We start from the raw sequence: 26,979 nt of genomic DNA, 5'->3' as shown, positions 1-26,979 counted from the left end.
ATTCCATGGGATAGGTCTACATTAATTCTCATAACCAAAAGTGATTATATATTACTAGGGTGTAGGATTTTCAAATTTGGTGAACTAATAGAAAAACTTCTTATCAAAGCTACAAATATTCAATTTATTGATCTATCAAAATTACCTTCACTAGCGTACTGGCAAAAAGAGCCCGACATGAAAATCATACAAGAAGCAATAGAAAGAGCAAAAATAAATCAAGGAAAGTTAAGTGGCAAATAAAAAGGACCAGGAACAATCATTAGAAATACAAGCAACAGCACCTGAATTTTATACAAACGCAGTAATGATATTTGTATCTGCGTTTGAAGTGGAATTACAGAACCAATTGGTTGATTCCCAGAAAAATGTTAAGGGAGCTATTAACATTCATATGAGCCCTCAAACTGCTTGGACCTTGGCAAAAGAATTAAATCGTCAAATGGATAATTACGAAAAAGCGTATGGACCAATTTCTTTACCAGCAGATATCAAAAAACGATACGATTGATCTTAATATAAAAATCGATTTTCAGTAAGTAAGTCGGTTCTAAATTCCCAACAAAAAGGGCCTTCGGGCCCTACTTCCCCTCCAATTCCTCCACAGTTTCCTCATAGATCAATTGACAGCTTACTAAATTCCCGCAAAGACTTGCATAAATATCTACAGTCCCAGTCCGGACTCCTTGGAAGAGGCGTTTTTCAAGATCGATCACTCGATAGAATTTTTTATCAAACTGGTTTTCGAATTCTTGTTTAGACATTTTTACATTTAGGAATTGAGAAGGATCAACAGGATTTTCGTGTAAAGTATTAACAGTGCCTAAATCCTGCATGAAATAATTGGAATTAAAAATGATCTCTCCCTCTCGATTGTAGATTAGAGGAAGATAGCTAAGTTTATAAGTAGGGTATTGTACTCCTAATCTACGGATATAGCTATATTGATTACTTTTATAATGAATGAATATTGCATGAAAAAATATTGCATCAACTTTATATTTTTTGCATAAATCTACTGCCGTTTCTTTAGAAAGTTGATGTAGTTGAGCAGTTAATGCAATCTCAAGGCCATTTCGGGTATTAACCTCCGTTTTTTGGATCTGAGTATCTTGTATTTCTTCCTTTATTGAAAGAGTTTCAAATTTGTATTTTCCATCTTTTAGGACTTTTACGGCAAGTTTCGTAAAGAATTCGTTTTCCTTTTGGATAGCTGAAGAATAGATCTCCGACTCTTTTACATTAGGCTGGATATTTACCGGGATATTCTCGTTTTGTGGGAATAATTCAGACGGAATATAGAGAGGCAAAACTGAGACAGTTTTTACTTCAGTTTGTAAAGTTTCTTTCGGAATCGTAAAATGATATCCTAAGCAGGATACAAAACACCCGGAGGTCAGCGCTATAATTGCAAGTGATCTAAGAATAAAGCGAGTAAGGATAGTTTTGTAATTTGAAGGGAGAAGCATTGAAACTTTAATATATCCGTTAGGATAAACCCGGATCAATTTACAGTAAATAAAAAAAGAGCGCCCTTTCGGACGCTCTTTCCAAGGAATTCGAAGCTTTAGTTTTAATTAAAACTTAGCAACGATACCTAAGGTTAGACCGTATTGGTCTTTGCTCTTTTCACCTTGAGCGTTAACGAATTGGTATCCGTTTGCCCAGTCTCTTCTCATATCAAGTTTGATGAGAAGGTTCTCGGTGAAGTGCCAAACCGGAGTTACTGTAAAGGTTTTATATGAACCGTAGTTAGTGTTTCCGTAGTTTGTGTAATCTTTTGGCTTCAGAGCTTGCAATAAAGTGGCATTATCTAAGCCTGCAAGAGCAGGGGTAGATGCTTTTACTGCATCAGCCAAAGCATTATCTGTAGCAGTTTGTTGAGCGCTCAAATAGCCATTTGCATTTCTGAATGGATTGAAGGTCGTTAACTGAGTATTGTATTTACTATCGTCGATATATTCGAAACGGAAGTTAATACCCCACTCATCATTCAATTTAACCTTAATCCAAGATCCGTACGCCTTGTAAGTTGCTTTGTTACTGCTGGTATTAACTGCCCCACCTAAGATTTTCTCAAGTGTGTAAGCATCAGAACCATCAGCATTTGCAGCAGCAGCTTCCTTGTTTATCGGCGCAAAACCACCTGCTTTTTCACTCCAAGTATAATCTAAGTCGATTGTTACTCTTTCATGTGGAGTGATGGAAATGATCGCGTGATTCATGAACCAATAGTCTTTATTGTACTTTGCTCTAGGGGTGTAGTTTGCTAAGTTCGCTCCTTCTCCTACAGAAGTAAGGTAATATCCTTCCCATGGGTTGAGTACTCCTGAGCTTCCATCTTGTGAATACAAAGTGTTCCAAGTAATAGCAAGTTTATCTTCGATGATCTGACCTTTTACCTGAGTACCAATCGCTTTATGCTGAGTCGCTGCCTCAACAAAAGTATTCTTTGATGCATCACCAAGTGGTGAGCTTATCGAACCATCTGGGTTATTAGTAAAGGTAGGGGTCACGTAACCAGTACCACCGCCACTGTTGTACAGATAAAAGGTTCCAGACCATTTATCGGTTACTTGAGTGGTTAAGCGAGCACCGGTGTGAATGAAGGGGATTGTATTCTGGAAGATGGCCCCTATCGAGTAGTTGGGATTTCCCATGGACTCGATCACCTCATAACCAATATGAGTCGCCATCTTACCTATATCCAGCGTCATTCCTTTCAATACTGGGAAATACATGCTGATATACGCTTGCTTTAACAAGTTATAGTTAAAGATTCCGTTCGTTGAAGCGTATAGACCTTCTTGATATGGGTTGTTCAAACCATTTTGGAAATCCACACGGAATCCCCAAGGACTTGCTTTTTCTGCGGTTTTTTGAACTGCTAAAGCCGCAGCGTTTACTGCAAAGTTCTTGTTGTTGGTTTCGAAAGCTCTGGTAGCGTCTATGTCATTTCCTTGCAACGGGTTGTTATTGTACATATAGTACACATCCACGAAGCCTGAAAAATCAATTGCATCATACCATTTCTTTTCTACAGGGTCAGCTTTGACAACTGCAGGTGCTGCCTTCGGATCTGGTGTTTCCTTTTTCGCTTGGGCAAAAGCGGAAGAGGCGGTCAACAATCCTAAGGTAGCAATGATGTTCATTGTCTTTTTTCTCATCATTCTCCTAAATCTCCTATGCCCGTATTTATGCAACTAGCGTGCCAACTCGTTAAAAATGAGCAAAGAGACTAAATATGGCTTAAAAACGATTCTAAACCGAATATTTTGTGCTTAGAATATATAAACTTTTCGGACTATTTTTCTTGAGACTGCATTATGCTTAAAAAATAAGCATAATTCTCTTTGCTTAAAGAATGGGCAGATTAGAGGATGCTTTGGTTTTAAAGGGAGTTTTTAGAGGGTAAGAAGCTAGATCTTGTAGGCTCTTCGACGTGAATCTTCGTACTAAAGAAGACTTTGCACTACGGCAAATAGATCTTCTTCCGTATTTGTTTTTGGATCGATAAGCACCTTCGTTAGACAAGCTCTTAACGCTTCTCCTAGTTTTTGAGGCGGAAGATCAGGGAAGTTCTCTTTGATCCGATTTCCATCTAGGGCAAGATCCGAAAGAAGAAGAGGTGGGTCCTTCTTCCATTCGTCTTTTGCGTTCGAAAACCAAGATGCTTCTTTTTTCCAATATGCGGACCAAATGGATGAAAGTTCTTCACAGTAGATAGGCAGTTCTTTTTTACCCGAGTATTGAGCGATCGGATTGAGTAGAAGAGTTCGAATTCCTTTCTCAGTTTGAAGAGCAGTTTCGTTCTCAGAAATAGAGTAGAATGTTTTTATTAAAAATTGAGAATCTTTTAGTCTTTGATTCGAGAATTTAAGATCTTTAAAGAACAGATTCGAATTTGGAAGCCAATCTTCTTTGGAAAAAACAAACAGTAGGAAGAATGCAAGTTTAGATCTTTCCGATCCTGGGAGTAATTTTGTAAGCCCGTCTCTTTTTTCCCAAAGAGTTAGATCTGTATAAAGTTTGGATTTAGTGAATAGTTCTAGGATCCTATATTGTTTCAGAAGATCTAAGGCCGGGATCGGGTTTGGATTTTTTAGGATTTTTAGAAATTCGTCGTGAATCCTTTCCGGAGAAACTTTTGCAGTGATCCCTCTACATGCCTCGATTGCATTTAATGTGTCCGGATGGACGGAAAAACCAAGACTAGAAACGAATCGAATTGCTCGGACCGGTCTTAGACCGTCTTCCGTAAATCTTGCGATCGGGTTTCCGATTGTACGTATGAGTGAATTCTCTATGTCTTGTAATCCGGAATGTTCATCTACTAGTTTTTGTTTTAGCAGATCTAATGCTAAAGCATTCATAGTGAAGTCTCTTCTTTTCAGATCTTCGCTTAAGCTGACTCCGAATTGAACATTCTCCGGTCTTCTTCCATCTATATAATCTTCGTCTTTTCTGAAAGTGGTTAATTCGTAAGCCCTGTCTTGAAAAAGAACCGTGATCGTTCCGTGCTTGATCCCTGTTGGAACAGTCCTTTTGAAAATTTTTTGCATTTCTTCCGGAGAAACAGATACTGCAAGATCATATTCATGAGGAATCTTGTTTAAGACCAGATCTCTCACACTTCCACCGACTAGGTAGGCTTCTCCTCCGGAACTCTGGATTGCCCGGCTGATCTCTAATAGATCTTCTATAAAAGGAGAAGGGATTTTGGAGATAAGGTTTTTTGGATCCGGGCCTATCATTCTTGTACGATTTTTTTCCAGATAGGAAGGTAACGTTCTTTCAGATCCTGATTTTTAGAGAGGATATCTTCTACTTGTTTTTTTGTTTTTTCATCCACAGAAACTCTTAAGAAGGGAAGATCTGTTTGTTGGGATAAGATCTGGTCTATCCTCTTTCCTGTTTCCTCCCAAGCAACACTACAAATTTCTTTGTATTCTTCTTCCTTATGCTCGTTACATAGGATTGCGAGTTCCAAATATTTTCCTTCTTTTTTCAATTCCTTCATCTTGTCCAAGACGCTCGCCTTACAGTTTTGTAGAAGACTAAACGCTGAAAGAATAAGTAATATCTGAACTATATATTTTCTGGAACTCATCTAATATAATTTTCGGAAGATATTCGAAGATAAAATCGTTTTTTATTAAACCCTCTGCGTCGCTGCGCCTCTGCGTGAGTAGACCTGCGCGGTAGTAAGATAATAATATGGGCGGCTCCGGCGCTCCGCTTGGACCGAGCTACTTCGGGCTCGCGCATTCGCGCTCGTCCGGGCAAGCCCGGACTGAAGCCCTGCGTATCTCTTCCGCTGCGCGTTTTTGTCACGCAGAGGCGCAGAGCCGCTGAGAATTTTGCATTTAAGATCTTAAGTATGATTTTGGGATTCGAAGGCTAGGTTTGCTAGTTTATCCGCTCGTTTGTTCTTTTCTCTAGGAACATGGCGGATAATGAAAACTTTGAGTTTGGAGCTTAGGGCTTTGACCCTTTCTTTTGCAACCTGTAGATGAGGGGATTTTACTTTGTATTCCCCTTTGAATTGTTTCACTACTAATTCGGAATCTAAAAATGCTTCTACTTCGTCCGCAGCTTGGGAAATGCAGTATTCTAATCCCGCTTCCAGGGCTGCCCATTCTGCCACATTGTTTGTTCCGTCGGAGATCCTACGTGATATGGAATGGGTTTCCTCATCGGCTTCGTATACCGCAACTCCGATCGAAGAGGGTCCAGGATTACCCTTAGAAGCCCCGTCACAGTAGATTTTGAGCTTTTTCACTGGTTCTCGTTTTTAGCCTTAGATCCGAATAGGATTTGGAAAGGTCTCCAAAGGATTAGATACGCGATCAAGATGAGAGTGGAGCCTAAAAAAGCGAGAATCCCTAAAACGACGAATTGTAGATTTCTATACCAAAGATCGAATGTTTGTGGGAAAAAGATCCCACCTACTAAACAGATTAGTCCTATGAAAAGGAGTGCGAATAGGACCAAAGGCAAAGATAAAAAATAAAAAAGGTAGCTGATCGCCGTTAAGCCGAAAGCTAATTTATATGCGTTCAAACGTGCCGGATGATCCATCATTAAACCGAATACCATCGTTAGTCCTATCCCTCGGAGGCTTTTGTTTGGCAATGGAAAAACTGTCTAGGAACTTGGCATTCTAACAATGCAGATAGATTATTTTCAGTTCCTAAATTCTCTTCCGGAAACCCCTGAGTCGGAATGTAGCTATTATCCGGATAGAACTTCCAAAGTAAAAGGTTTTATCCTAAGGGAAAATATTCCTTCGGAAGGATTGGATGTTCTTTTTAGATTCGGGTTTAGAAGATCCGGGAACTTTTTCTATAGAACGAATTGTTCAGATTGTTCTCATTGTTTAAGTTATCGTGTTCCTTTGGGATCTTTTGAGAAAACATCTTCTCATAAAAGATTGGAGAAGATTAATTCCGATCTGATCCTACAAACTTCTCTTCCGCAAATTGATGAAAGCAAAGAAAGTTTATATCTCAAATACCAAAAGTCGAGACATCAGGGAAGTCATTCTGGATCCGACTTTGAGATTTTGGAAACGATGAAATACCAAATGTATGTAGGTTCAGAAAGTTCATTGGAGCTTCTTCTTTTTAAGGAGAATACTTTGCTAGGATGGATCTTATTAGATCTTGGAAAAGAAACTGTGTCTGCAGTGTATTCCGTTTTTGATCCGGACGAAGACAAAAGAAGTTTGGGAAATTTTCTAATCCTCTCTTCTATCCTTTGGGCGAAGGAGAAGGGTTTTACAGAATTACAATTAGGTCTTTTTCTTCCAGGTCATCCTAAGATGGATTATAAAAAGAACTGGAAACCTTCCGAAATTTTAAACAAAGAGACTGGTCTTTGGGAAAAGACTGAAAGTTTTCTTCCTAGATATTTTTTAGAGAATGGTGGGGACGGGAAACAAAGATCTTCCAACTAAACCAAAGACTATTTGTAGTCCAAAAACCGTCCAAATCAGGCTTGTCATACGGATAGAGCGTCCGAGAAAGGTAGGTTATGGCTAAAAAGATCATCGTAGTAGGCGCTTCTAGCGGTATTGGTAAAGAAATTGCATCCCAATTGATCGAAGAAGGGCATCAAGTCGCTGCCTTCGCAAGAAGGGAGAAGGAATTGAAAAAGATCTCTCCTTCTTCCAAGTCCAAAAATTTATTCATCAAACATGACGTAACCGAATATTCAAAGGTTCCGAACGAATTCGCAAAGGCGGTCAAAGCTTTAGGCGGACTAGATGAGATCTATTATGCTTCCGGAGTTATGCATAGAGTTGGCCCGGATGAATTTCCTGTAGCTAAAAATATAGAAATGTTGGAAGTCAATCTTCTAGGTTGTGTCGCTTGGTTGGATTCTGCTGCGGCTTACTTTCAAGATAAAAAAGCGGGGAAGATCATCGGTATTTCTTCTATCGCAGGTGATAGAGGTAGAAGAGGAAATCCTGTTTATAACGCGTCCAAGGCGGGAATGTCCACTTACTTGGAAGCTCTTAGAAATCGCCTCGCTGTAAAAGGGATCCAAGTCGTTACTGTAAAACCTGGAATGATCCAAACTCCTATGACGGAAGGCTTGCCGGGACTCATGTGGCTAATTACCGCAAAGGAAGCCGCTCAAGTTATATTAGCAAAAGTGAATGCAGGTAAAGAGAATTTTTATGTGCCTGCTCGTTGGGCGATAGTGTCCTTGATCATTAGGCTCATTCCTTCTTTCATATTCAGAAGACTTTCCGTTTAAGGATCCAGGTGATTTGAATGGCTACCGCCTCTAAGAAAAAGACCGCAAAAAAAACTACTTCGTCAAAAAGTAAAACCGCAAAGTTCGATGCTAAAGGATTTGAGTCTCGTTTAAGCCCTGCTCAAAAAGTAGAAGCTTGGGGAATGAATCATTTCTCCAATAGCCGAGTATTTCTTCCTACATCCATCCAAGATTTCAGGGATCTATTCTCTTATGCAAGAGATACGAATTCTAAGATCGCTTTCAGGGGAGGCGGATGTAGTTACGGAGACGCGGCTACGAATGAAAAAGGGATCGTAGTAGATATTCGGAATTTTAACAAAATATTATCCTTCGACCCGAAAACCGGGATTTTGGTCGCTGAGTCCGGAGTTACTATCAAACAACTTTGGGAGTTCGGGATCGAAAGAGGATTTTGGCCACCTGTAGTAAGTGGAACAATGTTCCCTACATTAGGCGGAGCTCTTTCTATGAATATTCATGGAAAGAATAATTTTGCGGTAGGACCTATCGGAGATCATATCCAAGAATTTACTTTTTTAAGTCCTGACGGAAAAGAAACCCTATGTTCTCCTAAAAAGAATTCTGAACTTTTTTACTCTGCGATTTCAGGTTTCGGAATGCTCGGAGCCTTTTTAACGGTAACGATCAAACTGAAAAAGATTTACTCCGGCAAAATGAAAGTGTGGCCGGTGAATACCTCTAATCTTCAAGAGATGTACGATTATTTCGAAAGAGAATACAAACAATCGGATTATTTAGTTGGTTGGGTGGACGCATTTGCCTCCGGAAAAGGTTTAGGAAGAGGACAAATCCATAAAGCAGTTCATTTAAAAACGGGAGAAGATCCTGATTTTCCTGAAAACTGTAAATTAGAGAATCAAATTCTACCGAGCACATTTTTAGGGATCATTCCGAAAGCTTGGATGTGGATCTTCATGTATCCGTTCAGCAATAACCTCGGAATGAGATTCGTAAATTTCGGAAAATGGATCTCAGGTTTTATCGGGAATAATAAACCGTATTTCCAAGGCCATGCGGAGTATGCTTTCCTTTTGGACTATGTTCCGAATTGGAAATATATGTATAAACCTGGGGCGATGATCCAATACCAAAGTTTTATTCCTAAGGAAAATGCCGTAAAAGGTTTCGAAGAAATCCTAAGCGTTTGCCAAAAAAGAGGGATCGTAAACTGGCTCGCAGTATTTAAAAAACATAGACCGGATAAGTTTTTACTCACTCATGCTGTAGACGGATATTCAATGGCCATGGATTTTCCTGTGACGAAGAGAAACAAAACACGTCTTTGGGAACTTGCCAAGGAATTGGATGAGATTGTTGTGAAGAATGGAGGAAGATTTTATTTTGCAAAAGATAGCACTCTTCGCCCCGAAATCTTTAAAAGAGCGATGCCTAAACAAAATCTGGAAAAATTCAGATCGTTAAAGAAAAAACTCGATCCAAAAAATCTTTTAGAATCGGATCTATTCCGAAGAGTTTGGGAAAAATAAAATTTCTTTAAAGGCCCCGTTTTTCGGGGCCTTCTTATATTATCTTTTTTTAAATGTGAAAGTTTCCATATTAATAGAAGGACTTTGGTAGAAACTTCTATTTTCCAGCTCATAATTTTTTGAGTTTGGAACTAGGATCTCTTTTGGATAATTATCTTTAAAACCGACAACAGTTACTTCTTTTTTGCCTATATTTTCCAGTTTGTTCAAGAGTGTATCGAAGGAATCATCCGTGTCGATTTCGTATACCTCTCTTTCTTCCTGAAAAGAATTGGCAGGAAGGAATACCGAACCCTTTCTATAGATCACTATCTTAGAAGTATGTTCACTCAGCTCTTGTTGTTCTTTGACTACCGATTTTGTGAATTTGTAATAGAGTCGATCGAATATGATCCCCCCGATCATCGAATAGATGATAAGAGATAGCGCGGTGATCTTGACCGGTTTAGAAAATTTTTCCCAATTTTTTTCTAGTATGGAGACTAAGAATAAAAGTAAGAAGGGGAGAATTGTCATTAGAAATCTAGGACCGAATAGTACTCCTTGCCAGAAACGAGTAGAAGTTAGGATCCCGGATAAGAGAATGAATAATAGGATTCCGGATAAGATCCTACCTATCGAATTCTTTTCAGGTTTCCAGAAAAATATGAAGGCGAGTACAGGATAGGCACCTAATAATCCTAGGGAACCGTTCCCCCAGAATACTAATTGTCCTAAATAGGAAATCTGATCTATAAAACGGTATACACCTGATTCTTGCAGATAACCTCTGGAACCTAAAGGATGGCCGACTACAGAATAATTGATCAATGCTTGTGCTACTAGTAGTGTTCCGTAGGTAAAAGGGAAAATAGTAGTTTTCGGTTCTCTGAATATTCTAAAAAGATAAACTAGGGATATGGACGCGGAGAGTAGTATAGTTTCCTGCCTGAAAAAAGAAGAAAATCCGAAAAATAATCCAGCAAGTAAAAGGTCCTTGGCTTGAGTGGATTCTTTTTCTCTAAGTAAAAAATAAAACCCTTGGGTCACTCCGTAGATCGCAATCACTGTCTCAGAAAGGTCTGTCGCAAATAGGCTGAACGCAGAGCCGATAAGTAAAAGTCCTAAAAACGTTAATTTTCCCTGAGGTTTTAATTCGAATAGTTCTGAGATTTGAAATAATGCTCTAAGAGTTAAGATCCCGAATACTAATGATAAGAAAAAACTACCGAATCTTCCGAGTAAGAGCGCAAACGGATATTGGATTGCTGTATAATAAAAAGGAAACACATAATAACATTTTCCGTTGTATACATGGGTCATGGTGGACCCTTTTTTCAGATCTAAGGGAAGGAACCGAAACTCTGGATCTATCTCTTTGCCCGAATATCTACAGGAAAAATCCGGGAGACCGTTTTGGATCAGATCTGCTAACTGTTGTTGCTTAATTGCTCCGTCTCCGACTCGGATCCCTGTTTGGTACTGCCAACCAAGAAAAGAAGATAAGAATATCGCCCCAACGATCAAAAACCCGGACGGTTTGCTGGAAAAGGAAAGGATCCTGGAATAAAAGGATATTAGCATTCTGCTAGGAAGTCCTAAGAAAATCCAGGGTCAAGACAAAATACGAAGTAGGATCCACAGGCTTGAGTGGCAATTTGGAAAGAAAAGAGTCGAAAGTTCTTTATAACGAAGAGGAGTAGATCTCGACTTTGGGCTCGAAACAATGTATATCTTCTTTTTCGTCCTTGATAATTCGACAAAGCTTAGTGTATTACTATTTCTTAATTTCTATTTAATTGATCGCCTTTTTATTGTTAGTCTAAGTTGCCATTCGATCGATTTGGCTCCGGATAAATGCAGATACGGTTTCCGGCAAAGAAGAATACTCGGATCCGGATCCTCTCAAATTGTTAAAAAATCCGAAAATGGCCGGGTCTTCCTTTCTAATAACAATCTATCTATGCCTTTTTGCCTATTTTTTCATATATGAACGGGGGAGAGAAGGGATAGAAGCGTAAGTTCGGCTCCATTAAGTAAATTGAAATCTATTTTTTAATAGAAGCCGGATCCAAGATTGAAGAGAAAGTTTTATTTCGTTCTTCAAAATTGTTAATCGAATCGGAAAACTTTTCATAAACGGAAGAATTATGGAAATTCTTCGAAAAAACCTAGGCGAGATTCTGGATTTGATCCAAAATTTAGATCATTCATCTAATCAATGGGAAAATTAAGAAGGGCAGGAGCTCTGACTGCGGGTCGGTTACAAAATCCTAGATTAGATACTTAGGAAATTTGCTCTTTTAGTAAGATAAGCACGAGTTTACATTTTAAATTCTTGATCCTTCCAACAGGGTTTTCATTTTATTGTTAAGAATGAGCGAAGGACGAACTGCTTGGAGCGCTTCCAAATGGCGGGAATGGTTTTCCGAAGGTGAAACAGTTCCGTACTTCCAGCCCATTTTGTCTGTAGAAAAGGATTCCATTTTCGGTTACGAGGCTCTTGCTCGTTTTATAGATAAAGAAGGTGCAGTTCACAGTCTTGGGCCCTTTTTTCTTGCGGATATCCCACATTCTCTTTCCACTGCGGAACGCGAAGAATTCAAAAAACTAAAACTTGAGATAGATCGGACCATTCGCAGAAAGGCGGTCGAAACTATAAGTAAGGCCCGCAATTTAGATCCAAAGGCTAAACTTTTTCTGAATATTTCTCCTTCTTTCATGCAGGATTATCTTTCCTCCAAAACGGATGAGGAGCCTTATACCTTACAAATTGCAAAATCTTCCGGGCTGGATCCTAAAAGGATCGTAATCGAAATTGTTGAGGAACATTTTTCCGGAGAGATCGATCAATTAAAACCTCTGATCAATCTTTATAAAAGATCGGGATTTTTAGTAGCTATAGACGATCTAGGTTCCAAATCCTCGAACTTGGATCGGATTGGAGCTCTTCATCCTGACATTATCAAAGTGGATCTCGGACTTATCCGAAGTTCTGTTGCCTCTCGCAACTTCCAAGAGATCCTATTCACATTGTCTAGACTCGCCGAAAGTTTAGGTTGTTCTCTTTTATTCGAAGGGATAGAGACAGAAACTGAACTTTATAATGCGCTTACTTACGGAGCTAGATTTCTACAAGGGTTTTACTTTGCAGAACCCACGGCTGATCTTGTGGATATCAGCGGCTTAAGTATTCGATTCTCTCAACTGCACGAACTATTCTTTAATTATAAAAAATACCAACTCTTAAGACAGATCAAAAAAGAAAAAGAATTGGAAGATCGTTTAGATTCTTCCGGGATAGAAGTCCAAAGCTCATCGGATGGATTGGTGGCGATCAAACTTAGGAATTCCTACTTACTCGAAAAATCCGTCTTTAGGATGTATGTGACTAATCATGAAGGAAGGCAACTTTCTCCGAATTATTCAAGCATATCCAGTTCTGGAATGTTAGAGGACGATTCTTTTATAGGAAGGAATTGGAGTTGGAGACCTTATTTTTTAGAACAATTTTATAAGAATGCAAAAGATTCTTCCGGAGATTGGATCGCAAGCAATCCTTACTACGATCTAGAAAGTCATCTATTATTAGTGACTTATTCTAAAAGAATGCCCGAAGGAAATGTTCTATTCGTAGATGTTAGAATGTGGGACTTCCCTTAATTTTTATTTTTGGATTCTTCCGCCATTGCTTTTAGATATTCCTGAAGGTTATCTTCCGAAAATGATTTTCTAAATCCGATCAATCGTATTTCCTCAAACTTATGGAAAATATGCCAGAAAAAAGTGTTAATTGAGTTCAAGGAACTGTAAAAGCAAGAATTTCGTAGGCGCAGAGACTTTTTTATAGATTTATATGTTTCTTTCACAGCTTGATTCGGATGATTTTTCATTTTTTTTAATATAGGCAGATAATCTTCCTCATCTAACCAACTCCCAAACATCAACATATCAAAAAGATACGCAGCCTGATATTCTACTGAGGGATCTTCATTGAATAAAAAAGGCTCCACAACTGAAAATGATTTCGGATGGCATATATCCTTTAATAATCTGAGGACATCAGGTTTGTAGTCTTTAGATTTTGGAGAATAAAGTTTTTGAATGCAGTAGTCCGTTGCCTCTTCAGATCTGAGTAATTTCAGAATATCTCCGATAGGAAGAGCAATAATATCTCCGCTTAAATAATAATCTACCGCTGAATGGATATTTTTTATTCCTAGTAAAGAATGTAATAGTTGGCTAGCAGATCCGATACCAAATGAGTATCCATCTTCTCTATAGCCGCCGCTTTTCTTTAGTTGTTTGTGGATCTCGTTTTTCCAGTTAATTGTATTCATGAAAGAAAAGATAGAAATTCTATGCCGAACCTTTTTAAATTATATAAATCATATCCTCTTTCATATTTAAGAAGACAAAATTCTGACTGGTTGAATGGAAAAAATCAGAATCATTAATTCGCCTCAATACTCGCTATATTTGCGGAACGGATCCAGCCGAACAAACTTAAAAATTTTATACACCACCAACCGGGATCCATTTCCCATTTTTGAAGTGAGAACTTGCTAGATTCCGGGAACGCGTGATGATTATTATGAAGGGATTCTCCCATTGTCAAAAGAGAAATAAAAGGAATATTATATCCTTGGGTGCATGCGTTCGGTACGACTCTGTGTAATTCTCCCTTTTTGTGAGCATAATGACTCACGAGCCAATTCCCGATTGTACAGGCTGTAATCCTTCCGAAGACTCCCCATACTACGAGACCTAAGCCGCCAAAGTATGCGAATAGAGCGATGATTGGCAACTGTTGCCATAGCCAGGTTTTTTCTAGGAATTGGATGAATTTATCTTCTCCATAATCGTTCTCATAACGAAACGTTTGCTCTTTCTCCATTTTGATCGTAAAATTATTTTGTATTATAAAATCTTGAAATACATTATCGTAATGACAAAAGTAGGGATGGCAGGCCTCGCTTCTTTGGGCCCAATCCCTTAGATCATGAAAATACCTTAAGGATAATGGGCCACCAAAACCTGTTAAAACTCCTAAATAGAGCAAAGTTCTTTTTAATTGGATCGGAGCAGAATACGAATCATGGAGTATTCCTCGATGTAATCCTACGGAATGACCGAAGCTAAGTGTAATTATGGACAATAGAAAGGAAACGATCGAATTCCTAAGAGAGTAGGTAGAATAACCTAAACTTAAAAAAATTGTTAGGGATGTTAGGAACAGAAGGGATTTAGTGGGAGCCCAGTGCAGTTTGCCCTGGCGAGGATCCAAATTTTGGATTTCAGGAGAGTATATCATAGAGCCTCCTGCGGGCTCCGAGAGAATCACGGCTCCCGCCTTCACTCTAGTTTATATATCTCTGAAAAAATAAATTAAGTCAAAAAAAATCCGAATAGGACCTTAAAATTTTAAGATCAATTCGGACTCACTTTTACGCCTGCATCCGCAAGCAATCGATTCACGTTGTCTATAAAACGTTTTTTCTCTCCCGGCCTTGCAGAGTTTCCCTCGAGAGAAAGACCTACATACAGATTTCCGTCTGTGTCTCTCGCGATGGAACGTACCACTCCATAAGCGGTAATGGGAGATTGCATTTTAAAGAATATATCGAAAGTAAATCCTTTCCTTCTTGGAAGCTCTCCATTCAGATCCGGGTGATTGATCTTAACTCTCAGTCCTCCGGTAGAAAGATCCAACACTGCAAATCTTTCTTTCACCAGGATCGTATTTGATTCTCTAATACGATCCACCATGTCAAAGGTAAGGGTTTTGATTTCCATCACTTCCGAAAGATCGATTTCTCTGGTTCTATTTTGAGCATGTACATAACCGATCGGGATCGCCTGTTCGTCGTGGTTGATATATATGACAGGAACGATGAGTTCCGATTTGATCTTTTGGTTCGCATATTCTATGATCTTTTTGCGAACATCATCTTCGTCGCCTAGTTCATTTTCATAGTCGATAAATCCATTCGGATCGGAGGACTTATAGGAATCAGGCTTTTGAGTATTCGGAATATATAATATTTTACCGGTTTTTTTGACTAGATCGAATTTATCCCCTATGGAACTAAATACATCTATCTTTACGATATCGAATTTGGGTTTGAGAGTCCTTTCCGTATCTGCAAAATTTACTTTTACCGAAGTAGGAATATTGAACAAATTGGCATCGATCGTAGTCTTACTAGTACGGAGATTTGTGATCCAAACCGCGCCATCCGGTGGTTTGATCCTAACAAATTTTCTTTCCCTACTTGCGATGGATACATGCTCCACCTGCATGATGTACTGGTTATTCGGCTTTTCTTCCAGCACCTCGCATTCTAATTCTACGTATCTCGCGAGAAGTTTGTACAATACAATATGAGCATTCAGCTTAAATTGTTCGGCCATCCGACCCTGTACTAAAATTTTTGTGGCGTCTTTATTGACAGAGAGTAATTGCACGGATTCGTGAGTCTCTGTATCCCTTACGAGTAAATCGGTTTTGAGTAGAAATTTTCCAATGATATGGAGTTTTTTCCCAGGTTCTATGATGAACTCTTTATCTCTCTGTTTCCTTTGAACCTTTTCCATTAAATTCCTAGGTGATCGGATTCCGGCGGAAAATTATCTTGATTCCAGCCTTTGGCTTCGTTTTGATGTAATAGGTAAGGTACACTAATGTCAAACCAATCTTACCGAGACTCCCAATTTTTAGACGGCCTATCAGGCGAAGAACTTTTCAGCATGCAAATCGGGCTTACTTATCGGGACTTTTTAGTCCTGCCCGGTTTTATCGATTTTAATCCATCCGACGTAGAATTAGATACTAGACTGACGAAAAAAATAAAACTTAAACGTCCATTCGTAAGTTCTCCTATGGATACTGTTACCGAGTCCTCAATGGCTATCGCACAGGCCCTTATGGGAGGGATCGGTATCATCCATTATAATAATACGATCGATGAACAAGTTGCCGAAGTAAGTAAGGTAAAAAGGTTTGAGAACGGATTTATTTCGGATCCAGTAGTTCTCGGACCTAAGAATACAATTCACGATCTGGACAGGATCAAAGAGACCTTAGGATTTACTGGGATCCCGATCACTGCAGACGGAACAAGAAATTCAAAATTGATCGGAATTGTTACGAATAGAGATATCGATTTCGAAAGAGATCGTTCCATTCCGGTTGAGAAAGTGATGACTACCGAAGTAATCACAGGAAAAGCAGGGATCACATTAAAAGAAGCAAATGACATCATCAAAAAAGAGAAGATCGGAAAACTTCCGATCATCGACAAAGACGGAAAACTTGTCTCTTTAGTAAGTCGTTCCGACCTGAAAAAGAATAAGGAATTCCCGGATTCTTCCAAGGACGAGAACAAAAGACTTAGATGTGGAGCTGCGGTTTCTACTCTTCCTGAATCTAGAGAAAGAGTTGCTGCATTGTATGAGGCAGGAGTCGACGTAATCATCATAGATTCCGCCCAAGGAAATTCGATTTATCAGATCGAAATGCTCCAATTCATTAAATCCAATTTCAAAAATTTGGAAGTGATCGGCGGGAACGTAGTCACTCGTGGCCAGGCAGAAAATCTGATCGGAGCCGGTGCAGACGGGCTTAGGATCGGAATGGGACCGGGTTCCATCTGTATTACCCAAGATACAATGGCTGTGGGAAGAGCTCAGGCAACTGCGATCTACCAAACTGCTTCTCATGCGGCAAAATACGACGTGCCAGTCATCGCTGACGGTGGGATTTCCAACATCGGGGACATCGCAAATGCTTTGGCAATCGGAGCTTCTGCATGTATGATGGGATTCATGTTTGCAGGAACAACCGAGGCTCCTGGCGAGTATTTTTATGAGAATGGAATTCGTCTCAAGAAGTATAGAGGAATGGCAAGTATTGAGGCCATGAAAGCCGGAGGCGACAAACGTTATTTTAACGAAGGTCAGAAGGTAAAAGTGGCTCAAGGTGTAAGCGGTTCTGTGGTGGACAGAGGTTCTATCCTGAATTTTATTCCTTATTTAAGCCTAGGACTCAGACTTTCTTTTCAGGATATGGGATTTCGCACCGTCCAAGATCTACATAAAGGTCTTAGAGAAGGAAAACTCAGATTCGAAAGAAGAAGTGAGTCTGCTCAGGCCCAAGGTTCCGTTCATAGTCTATATTCTTATAGCGCACCTAGTTTAAGAGCGGAATAAACTATACTCTTGGTTTTGTCGGGAAGGAAAGGTTTTGAGAAAGTTACGCGTCATTTCGATAATCCTTTTTCTCCCGATCTTACTCTCAGGGGAATTCTCCTACGCACAAACCTCTCCGGATAAGGTTCGAGTAGCCCAGGAATTAGTTGCAAGACTAGACCAGGCACTTCTCAAAACAGACGGACTCGTAAAAGCAAATCTGATCCTGATCAAAAAAACCGGGGACTCTTGGACCTGGGATATGAGTGTTTTTAGAAAGGGAGAAGATTCACTCTCCTTATTCGAAAGTAAAGGGCGCGGATTAGAATATAAGATCCTATTCAAGGAAGACGGAGAATTGATCTTCGCGTTCAATGCTCTTTCTCGAAAAATTTTCAGAAAGAACGACGAGGAAAAATACGAAAACCATTTAAATACTGGTTTTAGCTTCGTGGATCTCGCAGGTACTTCTTACCAAGCAAATTATAACCCCATCGTCCAAAGTGATTTGGATCTAGGCGGGAAAAAAATGAAACGTGTGGCCCTTAGACCGATCGTTCCGTATTTTTATTCCAAGCTGATCTTACTTTTGGAATCGGATACTCTTAGGCCGATTCGTCTGGATTTTCATGATAAGGACGGGGTTCTTTATAAGACCATGAACATCAAATACGGTCCTGTAAAAGTGAAGGCAAAACAAAAAGTTTCCAAAGAAGATATAATCAGTCGTTTGGAAATGTTGGATCTGAATACAGGTGCGATCAGCGTTCTGGAATATATAGAAGTGGATCGGGACGTAAAACCGGATCCTTCCTTATTCGAATTAGACAATTTAAACAGATTATAATGTCTGAAGAAGAAATCGTTTTTTTTCGACCTGGATTTCTAACTTCTCCTGAATTAAAATTAGAAGGCGAAGAAATTTCTCATCTAAAAGCACTTCGTGTTTTTGCGGAAGAAAAAACGGTCATCATTAAAGACGGTTTGGGGACTTCTTCCTATTATTCAGTTGCAGTTTCTTCTAAATCAGGAAATCTTCTCCGCTCCGAAAAAAAAGAAAGACCTAATGTTTCCGCAAGGATCGCAACCGCTATTCCGAAAGGAAATCGATTAGAATGGCTGATCCAAAAAGGAACTGAGCTTGGTATCACAGAATTTATTTTCTTAGTGTTCTCTCAATCCGATAGAAAGGATCTGAATCCGGAAAGGCTTTTGAAAGTTGCCGCAGAGGCCGCTTCTCAATCCGGTCAGGATTTTCTACCGGAGATCCACGGACCTTTTACACTTTCTAAATTTTTAGACCGGACTAAATCCAAGGAAGAGTTAGTCTTATTCGATCCAAGGGCAGAAGAGAGAATTGATCCGAAGTCGATCCAAGGAAAAACGATCATCATCGGGCCTGAAGGTGGATTTAGGAAGGAAGAATTGGATCTATTGAAAAAAGGATCCGTTCTTTCTGTAAATGTGGGAGAATCGATTTTGAGAATAGAGACCGCAGGAATTTTTGCGGCCTCTGTATTTCGTTTAGGAAATTGATTATTGTCCGAATTTTACGGCGCTAAGGATGAACACACAGTTGTTCAGATAATCGTCACAATCGCTCTTACAGCTTTGCGCTAATTGGAAACAAAGTGTGGAGATATTGCAGCTGGTATTACAGCTGGAAAGGCAAGTGTTTAGGCCCGCTAAATTCGTAGTCGTTACTGTAGTGCCGTATTTGTTCTCACAAGCATTTTTACATGCTGGATAACTTCCCCCGGTGCAGTTCGCGTAAAAAGTAGCTAAGGCGTTTCCCTTAATATCTCTTTCCCCGCTATTGCATGATAAAGAACCTAATATTACGATTGCTAGTAAAAACGGGAAGATTCGGGTCATATAAGTAAATCGTTTTTGGTCGGGACAGATCGGTAAACTAAAAAACATTCGACGTTAGAGGAGAATGGACCGGAATGAAGCAATCTAGACCGAGGTGCATGGAATGATCGTAAACGGTAAAGAATTTCCGATCCAAGAACTTTCTTCTCCAAACGTTTTTTCCTTATTAGAATCCCTAAAACTAAAACCGGAAACCGTAGCGGTCCAAAGAAATGGCGAAATTTTGAAAAGGGATACCTGGCAAAATTCTTCTCTTACCGAAGAAGACCGGGTAGAAATTTTAAAATTCGTAGGCGGGGGCTGAACGATCTTTGGAATATTTACCTAGACCCAGGCAAGGAATCTGGATATCTCCCGGCCTGTATCCGATTTTGGATTTAGAATACTGTGTTAAATCTTCAAAGGACCCGATCCGCTTAGTAGGTCTTTGGAATTCTCGAAGGGATCTAATCCCATTCTATCAAATCCGTGCAAAAAGAGAGACCTCGTCCGGAGTCCGTCAAATTTACAAAACTCTGATAGAGGTATATCCCGATTTTCCAGTGATCATAAACGATTTTTGGGAAGAATCTTTGGAGTTGGAATGTTTTGGATTGCATATCGGAAAAGAAGACTATGCGAGTCTTTCTGCAAAAGATAGGGATCGGATCCGTGAAAGTAAACTTTATCTAGGGACTTCCTGCCACACTTCCAAAGACATATCTTCATTAGAACCGGGGGTTTGGGATTATACCGGACTTGGACCCATTTATACTACGAATTCTAAAGACACTCAGGATCAGCCTGTAGGTTTGGAAGGATTAAAAGAAGCCTTACAAATCGCTAAAATACCAATCACTCCGATCGGTGGGATCGGACCCAAAGAAATTTCGAAATTATCCGGCCTCGGGCCCTTATCTTTTGCAATGATCGCTTCCGCCTCGGAGGAAGAGAGTTTTTATGAATGTATTCGTATCCTTCAGGAGATAAATATCAGTTAAAAAAGCCCTAGGAGCTCTCTTGGGCTTAAGCTTTTGCCCCTAAGGAATATTAAGTTTCTATTGACTCGTAAATTATGTCCAATAAGATGATCCCTATGAAACAGCCAGGGGAAATACGCCATTTATCCGCTAAGGATGATCGCGACTACCTTTTAGATTACCAAACCCTGAATGTGGACGATTTGGAAAAGGCTCCTATTTTAGGCGTGCCGTTTGATAATGCGAGCCTAGACGAGGCAGTCGCTAAAATTTATCATCTCATGGAAGAGAAGGATAAATTCCATCATGTACTTCTTTTAGATCCGATCAAAACAATGGCCCTTCGTAAGGGCAAAAAATTACATAGGATCGCTCAAAAAGCTAGTCTCATCTTAGCCGAGGGAGCTGGGCTTCAATGGGCGGCTAAAAAATTAGGTGGAGAATTAAAGGAAAGAATTCCTACCATCGCACTCATGATGGACCTGGTCCGTCTTTGTGAACTCAGAAATTATTCCATATTCCTATTAGGTGGAAAAGAAGAGATCGTTGAAAAGGTTTACTTCAATCTATCTAGACATTTTCCGGGTGTACGAATTGTAGGAAGACATGCAGGTTATTTAAATACCCAAAGAGAATTACTGGTTAAGGAATCTATCCGCAAGACCAGTCCGAATATTATATTTCTTGCAATGGATTTTCCTGACCAAGAGATCTGGGTGGAAAACAATACCGCATTTTTCGGTCATGCAGTCGTGATCGGAGTCGGTCCTGCCATGGATATTCTTTCCGGAAAGGTTAAAAAAGCTCCTAACGCTTTCAAACTAAAAGGTCTTACATGGCTTTGGAGAATTATGGTCCGTCCTTGGAGATTAATTCGTCTCAGTCGTATGTTCGGATTTTTTATCGTAGTCGCGATCAAATCTCTTTTCGTAAAAAAGAAAAAATAAACTTTTTAAAATTCGTTTCGCACAGAGGCACGGAGTTCACAGAGAATTTCGAAGCGTTAGTTATTCCTCGGTGTTCTCTGTGGGCTCCGTGTGAAATCTTTAGTTTTACTTACGTACTAGATCTTTAATGGAATCTAGAGTAGGAGAAACCCAGTCTTCTAAGAGAGGTTCTCTTTTAAGAGCTTCTTTTTTGAATAGAAGATCCTTATTCGCTAAGGAGATCTCGCTAGATTCGTTGATCTTACGAGCGGTTTCGATCGCTTTCCAATAATTTTGAAGAGCCTGAGCGGTGTAATTCTCCGCTTCTTGAGCTCCTGCTTTTTTAGAAAGTGTCTCGTAAGAAGCGCCAATATTATTATATGCCGCAGTTAAAGTTTGATAAACTTCCTGATGATACGGATCTTCCGTTTTTGGAGAACTCATCTGAGGAAGTTTTTCTTCCATATCATCTTTTACTCTTAGGAAATATCCTAAAGCGGTTTTAGTCTGACCGGTATAGAAGAACGCATTTCCTTTTGCCATGAGAAGAGTTGGGTTATAATATTCGTCCTTGTCTTCGAAACCTGTCCAATCCGCTAAAGATTTGTCGAAGTCCGAATCCATGTATTCCACCCAACCTTTATAGAACTTCATTTCTCTGAGTAGGGAAGCTGGAAGTTCTCTTCTCCATTTGCGGATCAAATCGTATTTAGGTTCTTCAGAATCCACTTTTGCAAATTCTTGGAGGGAATTTTTAAGTTCATTCCTACGGTTTCTTTTTTCTTCCTCTTCTTTTAGGACGGATAAACTTTTTCCGTCCGATTCTGAACGGGAGCGGAAAGGATAAATTTTTCTTCCAGGAAATTCTTTCAGAGATTCTTTTTCCGTAAGACCCGCGGATAATAGGTATCTGATCTTTCCAAGATCGAAATGGACCCTAGCAGGGTTTCCCTCGAATAATGTTTCGTCTTCGTCTTTAGATCCGAACCAACGAACACTAGTTTCATAACGGGATTCAGCTTCTTTTAAAAGATCTTTTGCTTCTTCGAAATTTCCGACTCGAATAGAATGTTCTGCAAGTTCTAAAACTGCCAGCCAATGTTTTGGATCCAGAGTAGCCGCTTTTTCGAAAAATCTTCTAGCTTGGATATTTTCTTTTTGAGAGAGATAATATTGCCCTCTTTGGTAATATCCTTCCGCGTAATCTTTTCCTTCGATCTCGGTTCCGGTCCTTTCGTCTTCCATGGACCTTCTGTAGATAGTATCTAAGAGTCGGATCGCACTTTCTTCTATCTCTATTCCGGAAACTTGATCTACAGGATTGATATTGTATTTAATCCTAAGTTCTTCCGGATCGATCGTAGCATAGAAGTTTGCAAGTTTTGCTAGAGTGTAGAAGGGGAGTTCCGACTCCATATCCAAATTATTTCTGAGTAAACGGTGATGGTTTAGAACGAATTGAGGATCCCCACTTTCTTTCCACATTTCCAAATAAGTGGAAACAAGTCCTGCTTGCCCAGGGACACTTTTCGGGTTCGCTTCTACGATACGATTATAGAAAGACGCCGCTTTTCCGAATTCTCTTCTATTATAATAAATTTTAGCGATCCCTGCCGTAGAATCCTCGTCATAAGGGCTTTCTCCGTCTGTGAATACCTTGGAGTAATAATCCACTGCAAGAGAATCGTTTTTATATCTTCCTTTTTTACCTTCGCTAGGTTCTGCGAAGTCCGGCATGATCTGAGAATGGAACCAACCTAAATTTCGATAAGTTTGATTATCATGAGCCCTGTCTTTCAATCTCATCGCAAGGAATGCACCAGCTTTTAGGACTTTTCTAGGAGTTTTTTCCTGATCTAATAGGAATTTGATCCCTTCTTTTCCTTGGTTTATACCTTGGCTTGTTTTTAATTTTTTCTCACTCCAGGATTCTCCTTGGGCAAGACGGACTAGAGGTGCCTGTTCTCTTTTATTCCAAGAATCTAATGTTCCGGCACCTAGATCAGGCTCGATCCTACCGAATAATTTTTCGAATGAAAGTTCGTATTCTCCCGCGCGGCTGTATTCTACCCCGTACAGGTTCATATATTTTAAATTATATGGATCAATATCGAAACCTTTATCATAGGAATCTTCAATACTGATCAGATATTTTTTGCGATCTTCTTCCCCTAGGGTCCCTGCGAATTTTTTGGCACCCATTTCGCGGATCTGTTCTAATCCAGCTTCATAATTTTGAGCGGCTTGTCTAGGAAGAATGATATGTTTATAAGTGAAGTAACTTCCGAAACCGATCAAAATTGCAGCCGCAGCCATAAAGAACGTTCTGCGGATCTTCTTTCTTCTTTCTAAAAGACCTTCTCTAGTATAGATCGGGTCGGAAGAAATGATCGGCACTCCATCAGCAGAGTAGGCGCCGGATCTATCCGTAAGATTAACTTGGTATCCTAATGCAGAAGATAAGAATGCTGCGATGTCCTCAGGAGTACTTTCTATTTTAATAAGTTCTAATAGATCTCTTTGAGCCTTTTTAGAAAGTTTATCCTGAACGATTGACTCAATTACAGTCCTACGTAGAAGAGGAGGATACTTGAGAATTTGTCTTTGAATAATTGCAAGTTCTTCATCCGTTAAGGACTTATCGATCTCGTCCTTATCTTCCCCGCCTAAGGAGCGAAGATCTTCTTCGAAAGCAGCAGCACCTATATCTTCGGAATCAGAGTCTGAATCAAGATCAGGGGAGAAGCTTGTGAAATCGGATGATTCAGGAACGGATTCCATCTCCATTGCGGAAGCCGGCTCTGCGGAAAAATCAGCAAACGGATCGGATTCAGGAATAGAAGTGGCACTAGAAAGATCAGAGAAAGGATCATGATCTCCACCGGAAACCGGAGCGAAATCAGCAAAAGGATCTGAATCTCCCATCGGAGAATCAGCAAAACTATCATCTCCGCCTCCCATATCAGAAGGGGCGGAATCATCAAAACCTAAATCTCCAAAGTCTCCGGAACTAGGAGAAGCTCCGAACGGATCTCCTTCTTCTAAACCGAATTCATCACCAGGAGTATCTTCCATACCGGAAGCATCAAATGCGGAGAATGGATCATCTCCTCCGGAAGAAGGTGGAGAATCGAAATCTTCTAGGCCTGAACCTGCAGGTTCGTCTCCTCCTAAACCAGCGAACGGATCATCAGAATCGCTAGAAGGAGTATCCATGTCCATTCCTAGATCTGAATCTGCAAATGGATCCGCTCCAGCATCTGTAGGAGCTCCAAAATCTTCTAAAGGAGTATCTAGATCAGGTGCAGAATCAAATCCTCCAAAAGGATCATCCGCTGCAGGAGCTCCAAAATCGCTTAGATCGGTAGAATCTTCCGTAGTTTCTTCTGGAGTTCCGAAATCTTCTAATCCGGAACTTGCAAATGGATCCGCTTCCGGTTCTGGACTGCCGAAATCTCCGAAGTCATCGGAGGCCGGAGGAGGAGAATCGAAATCCGCAAAAGGATCATCACCTGCATCTGCACTAGGTTCTTCGGAAGCCCCGGAAGGTTCGGTCAATAACTCATCTAGATCGATATCATCGTCTTCGGAAAAGGATAATGGCTTTGGTCTTTGTGGGGCCTCTGGAGCTTCTTCTTCATCTGAATCTCCGCCTAGGTCGAAAGGTTCGTCGGAATCAGAAACTTCTTCAGTATCCTGATCCTCATCATCCCCAATAGAGATCGGAACTCCATATCCCATCTTCTCTCTAAAAGAGGTGAGCATAGGATTCAAGTCTTCGGAAGATTCTGGATTTCTACTCAGAGGTTCCAATATGGAACGGATCTGATCTAGTTCCTGTTCTGAATAATTAGAAGATGGCTCGGCCATAAAGTCCTTCCAATAGTATCGGCTGGTCTTTGAAAGAGCAAAGATTTTTTCCTTATGTCGGATCTAGTTTCAGCCCCAGGAAATACGCTTAGGGTTTCCGGCAAATCCTACGACAATCGGGTTATGGTGCATAAAGCCAAGGCCACTGCCTTACTTACCCTGATATTGACCTTCGCCCTTGCTGCGGAAGAGGCGGAAGACTGGATCGGTGCGTTCCGATCCGTAGATTATGAGGAAGGGGAAGAAGCCCTTCCGGAAGAAAAAATTTATTATTTCTGGCAATTGGAGAATTTAAGGAAGGCGGTTCCACCTAGATTCATCCGTTTTGTGGATACTTCCTCCGCTTTAAAGACGGGCAAACTCTTGAACCGCGGAGTTTTATTCAGTTATGAAGGCTTAGCAAACGATGAAGTGAGCGTCTGTGGGGAATTCAATCATTGGCAATGTGTTCCTTTACAAAAGAATGATAAGGGCATCTTTTATACGGTCGTGGATATTCATGGGGACCAATTATACGAAGGAAAACCTGCTTACGAATACAAGTATAAGGTGGACGGGATTTTTACTCATGATCCTGAAAATCCGGACACTGTAGAAGATGGGGAAGGTTCTCTAGTCTCCAGGATCGCCTTTAGAGAAGGTGGCCCAAATAAACAGACAAGCACTAGAGTTTTAGAAGATTCTCCTTACGAAGAAAAGGAATTTAGGACAGTGGAGTTTCGGATCTATCAACCTCAGGCAGAGTCAGTGAGTTTGATTGGAGAGTTTAATCATTGGGATCCAGAATCCGATTTTCTAGTGAAAGAAAGGAACGGTACCTTCCGGATCGTGAAAAAATTGAAACCGGGTGAATACCAGTACAACTTCTTGGTAGATGGTAAAATCGTACTAGATACTTATAATCCTCTTACAGTTCTAAGAGAAGATACCGGGGAAATTTCTTCTTCCTTACGTGTTCCTGACAGAATGGGAGTTTTGGAGAGAAAATAGACTTCACTCTCCGAAATTCAATCTCATCTATCTGTCCAAAATAGATTGACCCCTTGAGGCATAGATCGGATTGTTTAGATCCGTTCTATGGAAAAGTTTCGCCTCTCTGTATATATGGTGATCGGGATCATCATCATCCTGATCGTCTTTACACTTCTAAAAAGTTGGTTCGTATACGATAGAGGGATTGAGCTCGCGAAACATCCATCTAACAATAGCCAAACGGTTTATGTGGAACCGGACGATGATCTTGTGGAACATTCTTCAGTAGCCTGGGGAAAGTTTTTATATTATCCGTTGGGGCTAAACAGGGACAGAGAAAATTTCGGGCCTCGTAAAACCTTAAACCATGCCCAAAACCTCGTATTCGTGGATCTGCAGACAGGTCGCAATCGTAAGGTTTTTAATAAAAGTGTATATATCTGGGATTATTTTTACGGAGCGGAACCGGAAAAATCCAACTCGGAATCGGAAAATTCGGAGCTACTACAAACGGATCTTTTTCTAGGTCTAAAGACCGGAAAAAAATTCATCATAGTTGGAATGCCTGAAGATACGAATAAGGACGGATACTTAAACCAGAAGGATTCCAAAAAAGTATTCGTATACGATCCTGGCTTGGATGAGTTACTTTCCGTTCTTCCCAAAAAATTCTATTTGGAAAAAATACTTCCGGAAACTCCTGAAAATAAATTAGTCATGATCGTAAAGAGAGAAGAAGAAACAGGCGCAGGTAAAAAAAAGCCAAATCTTCCTACATTATATATTTATGATACTCTTCAGAAAAGGGGCCAGATGATAGAGAGGCCTTAAAAAAGGCTGGGCGGCTTCTCGCTTTGCTCGAACCGTGCTGCTTTCGACTTCGCGCATTTGCGCTCATCCGGGCAAATGCCCGGACTAAAGGTCTGCGCATCA

Annotated in this window: 26 protein-coding genes; 14 read left to right on the top strand and 12 right to left on the bottom strand. The window is 40.1% G+C overall.

Going from position 1 to position 26,979, the window contains the following annotated elements; all coding sequences use genetic code 11:
• On the top strand, positions 1-243 hold a 243-nt coding region (locus EHQ64_RS20340; RefSeq protein WP_210410890.1), incomplete at its 5' end, for a hypothetical protein.
• On the top strand, positions 233-511 hold the full coding sequence (locus EHQ64_RS18585; RefSeq protein WP_135651302.1) for a DUF3467 domain-containing protein: 279 nt from the start codon (positions 233-235) through the stop codon (positions 509-511). The genes EHQ64_RS20340 and EHQ64_RS18585, both read left to right, overlap by 11 nt.
• Positions 512-581: 70 nt before the next feature.
• Here EHQ64_RS18585 and EHQ64_RS18580 read toward each other — a convergent pair whose 3' ends face one another.
• From EHQ64_RS18580 to EHQ64_RS18555, 6 genes are all read right to left on the bottom strand, one after another.
• Positions 582-1,469 (bottom strand): hypothetical protein, encoded by an 888-nt coding sequence (locus tag EHQ64_RS18580; RefSeq protein ID WP_135651301.1) that lies wholly within the window; start codon positions 1,467-1,469, stop codon positions 582-584.
• 108 nt (positions 1,470-1,577) lie between these two features.
• Positions 1,578-3,167: an outer membrane beta-barrel protein gene (locus EHQ64_RS18575; RefSeq protein ID WP_135651306.1), complete on the bottom strand. Its 1,590-nt coding sequence runs from the start codon at positions 3,165-3,167 to the stop codon at positions 1,578-1,580.
• Between the two features lie 288 nt (positions 3,168-3,455).
• Positions 3,456-4,754, bottom strand: coding sequence for a CCA tRNA nucleotidyltransferase (locus EHQ64_RS18570; RefSeq protein ID WP_135651300.1), 1,299 nt, complete (start codon positions 4,752-4,754; stop codon positions 3,456-3,458).
• On the bottom strand, positions 4,751-5,110 hold the full coding sequence (locus EHQ64_RS18565) for a hypothetical protein (RefSeq protein WP_135651299.1): 360 nt from the start codon (positions 5,108-5,110) through the stop codon (positions 4,751-4,753). Before EHQ64_RS18565 ends, EHQ64_RS18570 begins: the two co-directional genes overlap by 4 nt.
• A gap of 264 nt (positions 5,111-5,374) precedes the next feature.
• Positions 5,375-5,782 (bottom strand): ribonuclease HI family protein, encoded by a 408-nt coding sequence (locus EHQ64_RS18560; RefSeq protein WP_135651298.1) that lies wholly within the window; start codon positions 5,780-5,782, stop codon positions 5,375-5,377.
• Positions 5,779-6,099, bottom strand: coding sequence for a hypothetical protein (locus EHQ64_RS18555; protein WP_135651297.1), 321 nt, complete (start codon positions 6,097-6,099; stop codon positions 5,779-5,781). Before EHQ64_RS18555 ends, EHQ64_RS18560 begins: the two co-directional genes overlap by 4 nt.
• Before the next feature lie 70 nt (positions 6,100-6,169).
• On the opposite strand from EHQ64_RS18555, the gene EHQ64_RS18550 reads away from it, so the two are divergent.
• The 3 genes from EHQ64_RS18550 to EHQ64_RS18540 all read left to right on the top strand — a co-directional run bounded on the left by EHQ64_RS18550 (position 6,170) and on the right by EHQ64_RS18540 (position 9,275).
• Positions 6,170-6,958, top strand: a complete 789-nt coding sequence (locus EHQ64_RS18550; RefSeq protein ID WP_210410889.1) for an arginyltransferase — start codon at positions 6,170-6,172, stop codon at positions 6,956-6,958.
• A 77-nt stretch (positions 6,959-7,035) separates the two neighbouring features.
• Positions 7,036-7,764, top strand: a complete 729-nt coding sequence (locus EHQ64_RS18545) for an SDR family NAD(P)-dependent oxidoreductase (RefSeq protein ID WP_135651295.1) — start codon at positions 7,036-7,038, stop codon at positions 7,762-7,764.
• Between the two features lie 17 nt (positions 7,765-7,781).
• On the top strand, positions 7,782-9,275 hold the full coding sequence (locus tag EHQ64_RS18540) for an FAD-binding oxidoreductase (protein WP_135651294.1): 1,494 nt from the start codon (positions 7,782-7,784) through the stop codon (positions 9,273-9,275).
• 39 nt (positions 9,276-9,314) lie between these two features.
• Here the strand turns inward: EHQ64_RS18540 and EHQ64_RS18535 are convergent, their stop codons facing one another.
• Entirely contained in the window at positions 9,315-10,838 is a 1,524-nt protein-coding gene (locus EHQ64_RS18535) for an LA_3751/LA_3752 family putative glycosyltransferase (protein ID WP_135651293.1), read from the bottom strand.
• A gap of 792 nt (positions 10,839-11,630) precedes the next feature.
• On the opposite strand from EHQ64_RS18535, the gene EHQ64_RS18530 reads away from it, so the two are divergent.
• Positions 11,631-12,917 (top strand): EAL domain-containing protein, encoded by a 1,287-nt coding sequence (locus tag EHQ64_RS18530; RefSeq protein WP_167882432.1) that lies wholly within the window; start codon positions 11,631-11,633, stop codon positions 12,915-12,917.
• Here the strand turns inward: EHQ64_RS18530 and EHQ64_RS18525 are convergent.
• From EHQ64_RS18525 to EHQ64_RS18515, 3 genes are all read right to left on the bottom strand, one after another.
• Positions 12,914-13,594 (bottom strand): hypothetical protein, encoded by a 681-nt coding sequence (locus EHQ64_RS18525; RefSeq protein ID WP_135651291.1) that lies wholly within the window; start codon positions 13,592-13,594, stop codon positions 12,914-12,916. The genes EHQ64_RS18530 and EHQ64_RS18525 overlap by 4 nt on opposite strands.
• A 113-nt stretch (positions 13,595-13,707) precedes the next feature.
• Positions 13,708-14,568: a fatty acid desaturase gene (locus EHQ64_RS18520; RefSeq protein WP_135651290.1), complete on the bottom strand. Its 861-nt coding sequence runs from the start codon at positions 14,566-14,568 to the stop codon at positions 13,708-13,710.
• A 116-nt stretch (positions 14,569-14,684) separates the two neighbouring features.
• Positions 14,685-15,851: a DUF1577 domain-containing protein gene (locus tag EHQ64_RS18515; protein ID WP_135651289.1), complete on the bottom strand. Its 1,167-nt coding sequence runs from the start codon at positions 15,849-15,851 to the stop codon at positions 14,685-14,687.
• Between the two features lie 87 nt (positions 15,852-15,938).
• Between EHQ64_RS18515 and guaB the strand changes: the two genes are divergently transcribed.
• The 3 genes from guaB (at position 15,939) to EHQ64_RS18500 (ending at position 18,980) form a co-directional block, all read left to right on the top strand.
• A complete protein-coding gene (guaB, locus tag EHQ64_RS18510; RefSeq protein WP_135651288.1) occupies positions 15,939-17,465 on the top strand; it encodes an IMP dehydrogenase in 1,527 nt (508 codons plus the stop codon).
• Between the two features lie 61 nt (positions 17,466-17,526).
• Positions 17,527-18,291, top strand: coding sequence for an outer membrane lipoprotein-sorting protein (locus tag EHQ64_RS18505; protein WP_425460447.1), 765 nt, complete (start codon positions 17,527-17,529; stop codon positions 18,289-18,291).
• Complete coding sequence (locus EHQ64_RS18500; RefSeq protein ID WP_135651286.1) at positions 18,291-18,980, top strand: RsmE family RNA methyltransferase; 690 nt, start codon at positions 18,291-18,293, stop codon at positions 18,978-18,980. Before EHQ64_RS18505 ends, EHQ64_RS18500 begins: the two co-directional genes overlap by 1 nt.
• Here the strand turns inward: EHQ64_RS18500 and EHQ64_RS18495 are convergent, their stop codons facing one another.
• The gene (locus tag EHQ64_RS18495) at positions 18,981-19,319 is read right to left on the bottom strand and encodes a hypothetical protein (RefSeq protein ID WP_135651285.1); all 339 of its coding nucleotides are present in this window, start codon (positions 19,317-19,319) and stop codon (positions 18,981-18,983) included. It abuts the gene before it with no gap.
• 103 nt (positions 19,320-19,422) lie between these two features.
• Here EHQ64_RS18495 and thiS point away from each other — a divergent pair, with 103 nt between their 5' ends.
• The 3 genes from thiS to EHQ64_RS18480 all read left to right on the top strand — a co-directional run bounded on the left by thiS (position 19,423) and on the right by EHQ64_RS18480 (position 21,225).
• Complete coding sequence (gene thiS, locus EHQ64_RS18490; protein WP_135651284.1) at positions 19,423-19,623, top strand: sulfur carrier protein ThiS; 201 nt, start codon at positions 19,423-19,425, stop codon at positions 19,621-19,623.
• A gap of 67 nt (positions 19,624-19,690) precedes the next feature.
• Positions 19,691-20,299 (top strand): thiamine phosphate synthase, encoded by a 609-nt coding sequence (locus tag EHQ64_RS18485; RefSeq protein ID WP_246048842.1) that lies wholly within the window; start codon positions 19,691-19,693, stop codon positions 20,297-20,299.
• A gap of 95 nt (positions 20,300-20,394) precedes the next feature.
• Positions 20,395-21,225 (top strand): WecB/TagA/CpsF family glycosyltransferase, encoded by an 831-nt coding sequence (locus EHQ64_RS18480; protein WP_135651282.1) that lies wholly within the window; start codon positions 20,395-20,397, stop codon positions 21,223-21,225.
• A gap of 105 nt (positions 21,226-21,330) precedes the next feature.
• Here the strand turns inward: EHQ64_RS18480 and EHQ64_RS18475 are convergent, their stop codons facing one another.
• A complete protein-coding gene (locus tag EHQ64_RS18475) occupies positions 21,331-25,074 on the bottom strand; it encodes a tetratricopeptide repeat protein (RefSeq protein WP_135651281.1) in 3,744 nt (1,247 codons plus the stop codon).
• A gap of 123 nt (positions 25,075-25,197) precedes the next feature.
• Here EHQ64_RS18475 and EHQ64_RS18470 point away from each other — a divergent pair, with 123 nt between their 5' ends.
• Entirely contained in the window at positions 25,198-26,064 is an 867-nt protein-coding gene (locus tag EHQ64_RS18470) for an early set domain-containing protein (protein WP_135651305.1), read from the top strand.
• Positions 26,065-26,151: 87 nt separating this feature from the next.
• On the top strand, positions 26,152-26,877 hold the full coding sequence (locus EHQ64_RS18465) for a hypothetical protein (RefSeq protein WP_135651280.1): 726 nt from the start codon (positions 26,152-26,154) through the stop codon (positions 26,875-26,877).
• Positions 26,878-26,979: the final 102 nt, after the last annotated feature.

This window comes from Leptospira sarikeiensis, from assembly GCF_004769615.1.
Classification (GTDB): Bacteria; Spirochaetota; Leptospiria; order Leptospirales; family Leptospiraceae; genus Leptospira_B; species Leptospira_B sarikeiensis.
Note: the sequence above shows the minus strand (reverse complement) of the source record. Positions and strands in the feature narration are given on the sequence as shown.